Origin of the sequence: Nocardia amamiensis NBRC 102102 (assembly GCF_001612745.1) — a bacterium.
Taxonomy (GTDB): Bacteria; Actinomycetota; Actinomycetes; order Mycobacteriales; family Mycobacteriaceae; genus Nocardia; species Nocardia amamiensis.
The window spans coordinates 45,709-53,946 of the sequence record NZ_BDBA01000069.1 but is presented as its reverse complement, the minus strand read 5'-3'; the positions used below and the strand labels follow the sequence as shown (position 1 = coordinate 53,946).

At 69.8% G+C, this 8,238-nt stretch carries 6 protein-coding genes; 2 read left to right on the top strand and 4 right to left on the bottom strand.

The features are described from left to right. The first annotated feature begins 4 nt into the window (after positions 1 to 4). Complete coding sequence (locus tag NA4_RS15335) at positions 5 to 1,228, top strand: acetate kinase (RefSeq protein ID WP_067470294.1); 1,224 nt, start codon at positions 5 to 7, stop codon at positions 1,226 to 1,228. 110 nt (positions 1,229 to 1,338) lie between these two features. On the opposite strand, the gene NA4_RS15330 is transcribed toward NA4_RS15335, so the two are convergent. From NA4_RS15330 to NA4_RS15320, 3 genes are read right to left on the bottom strand one after another with little or no spacing between them, the layout of a single operon-like run. After that, positions 1,339 to 4,083, bottom strand: coding sequence for a serine/threonine-protein kinase (locus NA4_RS15330; protein WP_084497111.1), 2,745 nt, complete (start codon positions 4,081 to 4,083; stop codon positions 1,339 to 1,341). Between the two features lie 6 nt (positions 4,084 to 4,089). Further along, complete coding sequence (locus NA4_RS15325) at positions 4,090 to 5,070, bottom strand: glutamate ABC transporter substrate-binding protein (RefSeq protein ID WP_067470293.1); 981 nt, start codon at positions 5,068 to 5,070, stop codon at positions 4,090 to 4,092. After that, positions 5,067 to 6,443, bottom strand: a complete 1,377-nt coding sequence (locus tag NA4_RS15320; protein ID WP_067470302.1) for a GlnX family signal transduction membrane protein — start codon at positions 6,441 to 6,443, stop codon at positions 5,067 to 5,069. The genes NA4_RS15325 and NA4_RS15320 overlap by 4 nt, the downstream gene beginning before the upstream one ends. A gap of 187 nt (positions 6,444 to 6,630) precedes the next feature. Between NA4_RS15320 and NA4_RS15315 the strand changes: the two genes are divergently transcribed. Further along, a complete protein-coding gene (locus NA4_RS15315) occupies positions 6,631 to 7,317 on the top strand; it encodes an NUDIX hydrolase (RefSeq protein WP_067470292.1) in 687 nt (228 codons plus the stop codon). A gap of 220 nt (positions 7,318 to 7,537) precedes the next feature. On the opposite strand, the gene thiE is transcribed toward NA4_RS15315, so the two are convergent. Next, positions 7,538 to 8,236 carry a thiamine phosphate synthase gene (gene thiE, locus NA4_RS15310; protein WP_067470291.1) on the bottom strand — a complete coding sequence of 233 codons (699 nt, stop codon included), beginning with the start codon at positions 8,234 to 8,236 and terminating at the stop codon, positions 7,538 to 7,540. Positions 8,237 to 8,238: the final 2 nt, after the last annotated feature.

The following is an 8,238-nucleotide window of genomic DNA, read 5'->3' as shown; positions in this document are numbered from 1 at the left end:
AGGCATGAGCAAGGCGGCCGGGGACTTGGTGCTGGTGATCAACTCCGGCTCGTCGTCGATCAAATATCAACTCCTCGATCCGGAGTCGAGCGTGGTGGCCGCGTCCGGAATCGTGGAGCGGATCGGTGAAGACGACGGGAGGATCGAGCATCGCGCCGACGGTCAGAGCACCGAACGTCCCGGGCGGATCGCCGATCACACCGCGGGGCTGCGCTTGGTTTTCGACGCGTTCTCCGCGACGGGACACGATTTGGTGGGGGAGGGGTTGCGCGCGGTCGGTCACCGGGTGGTGCACGGCGGCGAGGTGTTCTACCAGCCCACCCTCATCGATGACGCGGTCGTCGCCGCGATCTCCGACCTTTCCGTGCTCGCGCCGCTGCACAATCCGGCCAATGTTGCCGGTATCGAGAGCGCACGCGCATTACTGCCGGGCGTTCCGCAGGTCGCCGTGTTCGATACCGCGTTCTTCCACAGCCTCCCCGCCGCCGCGAAGACCTACGCGATCGACGCCGAAATCGCCGCCGCCCATGGCATCCGGAAGTACGGCTTCCACGGGACCTCGCACGAGTACGTGTCCGGCCGCGTCGCCGACCTGCTCGGGCGTGCTCCCGCCGAGTTGAATCAGATCATCTTCCACCTGGGCAACGGCGCGTCGGCCTCCGCCTTGCGTGGCGGGCGCCCGATCGACACCACGATGGGCCTCACCCCGCTGGAGGGGCTGGTGATGGGCACCAGGTCGGGTGATCTCGATCCTGGCATCGTGCCGCACCTGGTGCGGTCGGCGCATATGGACATCGACCAGGTCGACGCCCTGCTCAACCGGGATTCCGGGATCAAGGGACTGTCCGGCGTGAACGATTTCCGCGAGTTGCAGCGCCTCATCGAGAGCGGGGACCAGGCCGCCCGGCTCGCCTACGACGTGTACATCCACCGGTTGCGGCGCTACCTCGGGGCGTACCTGATCGAGCTCGGCGGCGTGGACGCGATCACCTTCACCGCCGGTGTCGGCGAGAACAGCCCGCAGGTGCGTGCCGACGCCCTCGCTGATCTCGTCGGGTTCGGCATCGAAGTGGACCCAGCCGCCAACATGGCGAAAGACCGCTCCGCCCGGCGCATTTCGCCACCCGATGCGCCGGTCGCGGTGCTGGTGGTGCCCACGAACGAGGAGTTGGCGATCGCGCGTGCCGCGCGGAAGGTGGTCGCCGACCTCGAGCTCGGTCAGCCCTGATGTCGTGTTGGGCTGTCCGCAGCCCGCCAGGGCGACCGCGTCGGCGGATCAGGCGAATCGCATCGGCCATGGTGCTGCCTGCCGTGCCTGGCCGACCGCCGATCGACCTGCTAGATCCAGCTTTTGGCGCGAATCGCGTTGGCCAGGTCGACGAGCGCGTAGCGGTGTTTGCGGTTGGGCGCGCCGCGGGCCAGGGCACGCAGCGTCGCCTCGGTGCCCTCCCGCAGTTCGTGTTCGGTGAAGGGCGCGCCGAACAGCGTCGCGTCGGGGCGTTTCGGCGTGTTGCCCGCTTGCAGCCAGGCCAGCGCCGCGCCGAGCACCAGCACCCGCATCTGCACCGCACGACTCTCGCCTCTGGGCAGGCTCGACACCCGCGAGGCCGAGATGTGCAGGGTGAACTCATCCAGTTCGGCCACCGGTGCGGCGGTCAGCATGAACAGCACGGCGGTCATCCGCGCGGTGGTGAAACACCGCGATGCCGCGGGCACGGCGTCGAGCGCCTGCACCGCCTCGGTCACCCTGCCGTTCGCGGCGAGCTGCCTGGCCAGCCCGAAGGCGGCGCTCACCACGCCGCGGTCGGTGCGCCAGACGGTCTCGTAGGTCTTCTCCGCATAGGCGCGCCAGTGTTCTGGATCCGGTGTATCCCACTGCTGAAGAATGAGTTCGGCGGTGGCGGCGAGGGCGAGCTTGGGGGCGATTTCGCCGGGCAGCACCCGGAAGACCTCGTCGAAGTTCGCGAAAGCGCGCTCGTACTCGCGGTCGAGCAGTTCGGCCACGCCGCGATACCAGCAGACCCGCCATTCCCGATCCGGCAAGCGCGCCAGCAGCTCCAGGACAGTGCTCGACTCGCGCAGATCGAGCCGCACCCGCGCCTCGGCAAGCGTGAGCTCCAGATCCAGATTCTCCGGCGCCTTCTCGGGATCGGCATCGGCCCGGGCGCGCGCATCCCACAGCGCATCGAGCGCCTGAGCGGGTTCGGGATGTACTGTGGCCGCGAGCAACGGCGCGGACGGATCCGCCGGGTCCAGCAGCGGAACAGACAGCCCTGCCACCACATCGAGGGGGTCGAGCTGGCTGCTGCGCGAGCGGCCGTCGGTGTAGGCGTCGGTTTGGCTGATCAGTTCGTCGGTACCGAAACTGGTGCGCGGCGGAGTGAAGACGGCCGACAGCTGCGGGTGCTCGTTACCGGTCTCCAGTGCGAGGATCTCCCGCAGCACGCCCGCCAGCTGCGCCGCCATCGCACGAGCGGAGGGGAATCGGCGTCCCGGGTCCGGGTCGGTCGCGCAGAGCAGCAGGCGATGGAAGAACGGGTAGCGCGCGAGCACCGGCTCGTCGGCGGGATCGGGGACGCCGTCGAGATAGCGTCCGTGCTCCAACGGCATGTGCAGGGTGAGCACAGCGAGCGTGCGGCCGACGGTGTAGATGTCCGAAGCGACGGTCGGGCCGGTCTTCGGGATCTCCGGCGCCTGGAATCCCCTGGTGCCGTAGAGGTTTCCGTATGCGCCGACGGCGGCGACCGCGCCGAGGTCGATCAGCTTGACCTGGTCTTCGGTGACCATGATGTTGTCCGGCTTGAGGTCGTTGTAGGCCAGCCCGGTCGAATGCAGGTACTCCAGCGCGGGCATGATCTCCAGCAGATAGGCGATCGCCTCGGTGACCGGCATGCGCTCCGGCCGTTCGTAGCTGTCGAGAATGGCGCACAGCGAACTGCCGCCCACGTACTCCATGACGATGTAGCCGACCGGCGTGCCGTCGGCCGCGGGGTGCTCGACGAAGTTGTAGATCTTGACGATGCTGGGATGGGCCACCTCGGCGAGGAATTGGCGTTCGGCCATCGCCACCGCCTGCGCTTCGGCGTCGCCGGTGTGCAGCAGGCCCTTCAACACCACCCAGCGGTCGCTGACATTGCGGTCGATCGCCAGGTAGATCCAGCCCAGCCCGCCGTGGGCGATGCAGCCCTGGATCTCGTACTGCCCGGCCACCATATCGCCCGCGTGCAGCGACGGCCGGAAATCGAATGGGGCTTCACACGTCGCGCAGGTGCCCGCCGTGGTGGACGGCCGAATCGGTGTCGCCCGGCCGACCGGCTTGCCGCAGCGCCAGCAGAACCGTCTGCCCTCGGACACCACCGGGTCGGCGAGCACGGCATCGCGTGGATCAGTGGGCGGCACCGTCGGAATAGGCACCAGACCAACGCCGAGCCGTCGCACCGCCGGACGGCTCCGGGGGGCGCGCACGCTGCGTCCTGTAGTGCGCGGCGCCGACGAGCCCGGTCCCGAGTACGGCCGCCGCGCACCCTCCTGTGCCGACTCCGGCGTGAGTTGCGTGGCGGGCCCTTCATCCGCCGGTGGTTGCTGTCGCGTTGCAGCCGCGTCCTCGGCATCCGATGACGGTTTCCATGCCACCGTGTTGGAGCTGGATTCCGGCTGGACCTGCTTGCCGCCGGCCTCGGACGCCCCTGATCCCGGTTCGCACGCGGGTGGGTCGTCGCTGTCCGATGCCCGGCTCCATGCCACCGCGCTGGAGCCGGTGTCCGGGCGGTCGCCGCGGATTGCGTGTGAGTCCTCTTCGCCTGCTCCCGACTTCGGATCGGCTGGAGCTGGGTCGGGCACGTCCGATGGCGGGCCGCCCGCCTGCTCAGTCGGCCCGGCCGCCGCGTCGTCGTGCTCGGTGGGTCGGCCGGTGGACGATGGCGTTCCGTCCGGATCGCGGCCGACCGCCTCCGGTTTCCTTCCCGCTACCCCTGGATGACGCCCGACCGGTCCGGGGAACCCGCCCTCGAGTAGATCGGCCGATCCCGGCTGTCCCGTGGCGGTTTCGTCCGGGTCGGGCTCGGGGACGGGCCGTGTGTTCATCTCCGGTCAGTCCTGATACCTGGGAGCGGGTGGAGCGGGAACCGGGCCGAGCGCGGTCAGATATTGCTGATAAAGCCGCGTCCAGGTGCCGTCGCCGCGGATGCGATCCAGCGTGCCGTTGACGAAGCGGACGAGATCCTCGTGGCCCTTGGGGATGCCGATACCGTACGGCTCCTCGGCGATGCTGCCGCCGACCAATTCGGTGTAGGGGTCCTGCTCGGCGAGACCGGCCAGGACGGCGTCGTCGGTGCTGACCGCGTCGACTTGGCGCTGCTGGAGGACGACCAGACAATCGGCCCAGGTGGGGACGGTGAGGATGGCCGCGGCGGGCTGGTACCGGCGCATGTGGTCCAGCGAGGTGGTGCCGGATACGATGCACACCCGCTTGCCCGCCAGATCGGCGATGCCGCGGATACCGGAGTTCTTCATCGCCAGCACGCGCTGATAGGCCTGCAGGTAGACGGTGGAGAAGTCGACTTTCTCGCGCCGTTCGCAGTTGATCGTCATGGTCTTGGCGACCAAGTCGACAGTGTGGTTCTGCAACGCGGTCTCGCGCTCGGCCGAGCCGAGGCTGCGGAATTCGATCAGGTCCGGGCTGCCGAGCAGGTCACGGGCGACCTCCCTGGCGATGTCGGCGTCGAAACCGACGACGGAGCCGGAGACCGGGTCGCGGTAGCTGAACAGGTTGCTGCCGGTATCCAGCCCCACCAGCAGCCTGCCCCGCGCCCGGATCGCGTCGATAACGGGTCCGCGCGCGGCGGCGCCCGCCCCGGTGGGTCGCAGACTCGCGGTCGGATCTCCGCAGCGCGGTGCGCCGGGCGCCGGCGGGACCGGCGAATCCGTCAGTACCGTGGCATTGGCGGGCAGCGGTGCATCGGTGTACTTGGGCGTCTTGGCCGCCAGCGGGGCGCTGGACTCGCTCGCACAGCCGCTCGCCAGAGCCACCACGACGAGGACGACAAGCAGAATGCCGCGCGGGGATCTCATCGGTACTCCCGAAGCCGGGGCCATATGCCGAGTGCGACATAGCCTGCCGCCAGAATGCCGAGCACCATCGCTCCTGCTCCTAGGAAGTCCAGTACGCGGGCCGCCTGGGAGATCTCGTCGCGCAGGTTGTCCCGTGTCTCGGCGATGCCCTGCTCCAGCGCGCTGTCCAGGGCGTCCACTTGCGCCGTGGCGTCTGCGGAGCCGGGGCCGATCGTCACCGCGGCCGCGCCGTTGAAATCGCCCTTGGCCAGCGCATCATTCATACGCTGATGGGCTAACCGCCAACGCTCCAGCGCGGGCACGGCATTGCGCACGTCGTCGGTGGCGGGCGCGGAGCCGGGGTATTTGCCGAGCAGGTCGGCCAAGCGCTCGATATTCACGTCGTATGTGCGGTCGTAGTCGCCGGTCGCGTCCCTGCGCACCAGCTTCAATGTCTCCGCGGCGCGCGCCTGCTGGGTCAGGATCCGGCTCTCGGTCAGCCGCGACGCCGGTACCGCGCCGTGGTCGCGGGCGCTGATCATCGACGCCGCCGACACCGAGCCCGCGAGCACCGTCCACGTCAGCAGGATCAGCATCGCCGCCGAGGCGAGCAGGAGACCCGGATTGAGCACCCGGCGCCAGCGCCGCGCCAGATCCCGCTGCACCCAGAACAGCACCCCCAGCGTGAGGATCAGCAGGCCGATGGCGGACCAGGGTGGGCGCACGTGATTGCGCTGCGCGGCGCTCACCGCGGCGGAGCGGTGATTCTGCAGTTCCTCGGCCATGGGTAGCAGCGTTGTCTGCATCTGGTTGGACGCCTCGCTCAGGTACGCGGCGCCGACCGGGTACCCGATGCGATTGTTCGTCCGTGCGGTCTCGACAAGGCCCGAGTACACCGGCAGGCCGGTGACGATGCCGGAGCGCAGCCGGGAATCCGAATCGGCCGTCGCGTGCGCTCCGACGGCGCGGTCGGATTGGGTCACCAATTCCGCGGCCGCCTCGCCCATGGCCTGGGTGTAGCGATCGCGCACCTCCTGCGGCTCCAGTCCACCCGAGATGAAGGCGGTGCTCGCGGCGGCGTCGGCGATCGAGAGCGAGGTGTACAGCCGGTGCGCGGAGTGCGCGTCCGGCTCGGTGTCGTAGAGCAGCACGTCCAGGCTCTGCTGCCGTTCGCTGACCGTCGCGGCGGTCATCGAGCCCGCGGCCAGGCACAGGCCGATGAGCAGCAGCCCGAGCGCGATCAGCCGCCCCGGGGAGGAATTGGCGAACGAACGTAGATTGGCCAGGTCGAGACGTTCGCGTACCACAGCGACGCTCAGCCCACCGGGATTCTCCCGGCCGGCGGGCGCGGACGGCGGCGTGAGTTCGGCCGTCGTCGGCTCGGAGCTAGCCATGTCCACCTCCCCAGTCTGGGCCGCGTGCGCGGATTTCTCACGGCCGGACCGCATATTCGATCACTCCGCGCGTATCGGTGCGGAGTTTATTGTGGTCGTACGAACGCTGCGGCGTGTGAAACACCCCCGGTTGGGAGCAAAGGGCGGGTGGGGGAGCACAGTCGTAGCTGGATGAGGATGGTACGAGATGCGTGGTGACGGCGACGGTTGGTCGCGCGGCCCGGACGGATTGCGGCACTGGGGCCGCTTCGGCGCCGCCGGACTGCTGCTGCGCGCTCCGCTCGCCGACGGCGGTTCGGCGGTACTGCTGCAACATCGCGCACCGTGGAGCCACCAGGGCGGGACCTGGGCATTGCCCGGCGGCGCCCGTGACAGTCACGAGACGCCCGAGCACGCGGCGGTCCGCGAGGCATGGGAGGAGGCGGGCATCGATCCCGCCGAGGTCCGGGTGCGCGGCGCGCGCGTGACCGCCTCCGCGCTGAGTGGCTGGACCTACACCACGGTGGTCGCCGACGCGGTTATGACCCTCCCGACCATTGGCAACCGGGAGAGCACCGAGCTGGCCTGGGTCCCCGAACACGATGTCGATTCCCGTCCGCTGCACCCCGGTTTCGCCGCCTCCTGGCCCACCCTGCGCGCCGCGCCCGCGCGGGTGCTGCTCGCCGAGATCGACCACGCGGTGGCCGCGGCGCTGCCCCGCACGATCGACCTCGCCGATGTCGGTTTCGTGTGGCTGCACTCGGATCCGGACGGACCGGGCGACTACGCCACGATCGTCGACGAGCCCGGCCTTCCGGCCGCCGAGCCGACCTCGAATGGGAGCGCCGCGGTGAACACCGCACTCTCGTTCACCCGGGGACAGTTGCTTTCCTGACGCAGAAAGGGACGCAGCCGGACGGAGTCCGTCGTCAGCCCGCGCCGGGCCGAGCGGAGGCTCGAGGCAGTCGCTTGTGCGCCGGGCCGAGCGGAGGCTCGAGGCAGTCGCTTGTGCGCCGGGCCGAGCGGAGGCTCGAGGCAGTCGCTTGTGCGCCGGGCCGAGCGGAGGCTCGAGGCAGTCGCTTGTGCGCCGGGCCGAGCGGAGGCGAGGCAGCCGCCTAAGCGTTCGCCAGCAGTGCCGTTTTCAGCTCCCGCGCCGCGGCTTCCGGGTCCCGGGCCTCGGTGATCGCGCGCACCACGACGACCCGCGTCGCCCCGGCTTCCAGCACTTGCGGCAGGTTCTCGGCGTTGATCCCGCCGATCGCGAACCACGGTCGGGTCGGGTGGGCGTCCGCGGTCGAGCGGATCAGTTCGGGTCCCGCCGCCTGCCTGCCCGGCTTGGTCGGGGTCGCCCAGATCGGTCCGGTGCAGAAGTAGTCGATGTGCTCGTCGATAGCGGCGAGGCCGGCCTGCGCGCGGTTGTGCGTGGATCGTCCGATCACCACGTCGGGGCCGAGAATCCGGCGCGCGTACCAGGGCGGGAGGTCGCCCTGCCCGAGATGCAGCACGTCAGCGCCCGACGCCAGTGCGATGTCCGCGCGATCGTTCACCGCGACGAGTGCGCCGTGCCTGCGCGCGGCCGCCTTCAATTCGGCGAGCGCGCCGAGTTCGGCCCTGGCTTCCAGGGGACCGAACTTCGCTTCGCCCGGCGAACCCTTGTCTCTGAGCTGGATGATGTCGACTCCGCCTGCGAACGCGGCCTCGGCGAATCTGGCCAGATCGCCCTTCTCCCGGCGTGCGTCGGTGCAGAGATACAGCCGCGCGCGTGCCAGACGCTCCCGGGGCGAAGGGAGTCGGTTCGGGTGGGAGGGTTGCACGC

Coding starts and splice junctions, on each gene's coding strand:
- NA4_RS15335 (WP_067470294.1), top strand. CDS start 5: ATGAGCAAGGCGGCCGGGGACTTGGTGCTGGTGATCAACTCCGGCTCG.
- NA4_RS15330 (WP_084497111.1), bottom strand. CDS start 4,083: ATGAACACACGGCCCGTCCCCGAGCCCGACCCGGACGAAACCGCCACG.
- NA4_RS15325 (WP_067470293.1), bottom strand. CDS start 5,070: ATGAGATCCCCGCGCGGCATTCTGCTTGTCGTCCTCGTCGTGGTGGCT.
- NA4_RS15320 (WP_067470302.1), bottom strand. CDS start 6,443: ATGGCTAGCTCCGAGCCGACGACGGCCGAACTCACGCCGCCGTCCGCG.
- NA4_RS15315 (WP_067470292.1), top strand. CDS start 6,631: ATGCGTGGTGACGGCGACGGTTGGTCGCGCGGCCCGGACGGATTGCGG.